Genomic DNA, 1023 nt, shown 5'->3' with positions numbered 1-1023 from the left:
GTTGGGTGATGGACTTCACGTGGTTTGTACGCCCTAACAAATTTATTCAAGTTTATGAAAACAAATATGCCAATCGTCCAGTAGCAGAAGGAGTTAATCATGCAACCCATTCAAGTAATCCAAACCGTAAATTGTCAGCACCCGAACGAGTACGGGCAGCAAATGAGAGAGCAAGAGCGCAAAGAGCAGCGCAGAATCCAAGCGCTTGAGCAAATTTGGGAATTCATGAGCCAAATGTATGGTGAGCTATGGATTAATTCTTTTGGTGAAGTGGCCAGTGAGAATTTGGCATGGAAAGCAGGATTGTCAGGACTCACAGCAAAGCAAGTGATGAGTGGTTTAGAGAAAGTTGCAAAGAGTGGCAAAACCTTTCCGCCAACATTGCCTGAGTTTTTAGCGTACTGCAAAGATGAGCGTTTTGATTTTGATGTTTTGTTTGCAACATGCGTCTACTGGTCATCTGACTCAGCGCTTAAGCAACGCGGTTTACAAAGAACGCGAGAAGCATTATTCATCATGGGGATTATTGGTGGTGAGTTGCAAACAGCAACGCATGCAAAAGCAGAAGCATTGGTGAAAAAAGGAATTGCGGCGCTTGAAGAATATTTAAATGCTGGGGGTGAGTTGCCAGAATTTGTGATTGAAATTGAGCATCAGCCATTGCCAAAGCGTGGATTTAATTTTAAAGAGTTTATGAAGCAAATGGGGGAAGAGATATGCAATTAATCAAATCAATGGTGATGGTATGGGCTATTTATGAAAAAAAGTGAACAAAAGCATATGAGTAGAGTTGCGGATCTTGGATGTATCGTATGCCGTAATCTTGGATATGGTAGAAGTCCTGCTGAAATTCATCATATCCGTGATGGACAAGGCATGAGCCAAAGAGCATCTAATTATGAAGTATTACCACTGTGTCAAAAGCATCACAGGCAAAGTGGATACGGCGTTTCTTTTCATGATGGCCCTGAGGTCTGGCAAAGAAAATTTGGCACAGAACGTGCGCTCCTCGATCAGGTGAAT

2 protein-coding genes are annotated in these 1023 nt (G+C 42.4%); both read left to right on the top strand.

The window, feature by feature from the left end:
• Nucleotides 1-99 precede the first annotated feature (99 nt).
• Nucleotides 100-726: a hypothetical protein gene (locus B9T10_RS10120; protein ID WP_094538392.1), complete on the top strand. Its 627-nt coding sequence runs from the start codon at nt 100-102 to the stop codon at nt 724-726.
• Between the two features lie 30 nt (nt 727-756).
• A partial coding sequence (locus B9T10_RS10115) for a Ref family recombination enhancement nuclease (RefSeq protein WP_094538393.1) occupies nt 757-1023 on the top strand: 267 nt, incomplete at its 3' end.

Source organism: Wohlfahrtiimonas chitiniclastica (genome assembly GCF_002252325.1).
GTDB classification, from domain to species: domain Bacteria; phylum Pseudomonadota; class Gammaproteobacteria; order Cardiobacteriales; family Wohlfahrtiimonadaceae; genus Wohlfahrtiimonas; species Wohlfahrtiimonas chitiniclastica.
The sequence above is the reverse complement of the archived record's forward strand: the minus strand, read 5'-3'. Positions and strand labels throughout refer to the sequence as shown.

What these genes read in the sequence shown, in the direction of transcription:
- B9T10_RS10120 (WP_094538392.1), top strand. Translation starts at nt 100, where the DNA reads ATGCAACCCATTCAAGTAATCCAAACCGTAAATTGTCAGCACCCGAAC.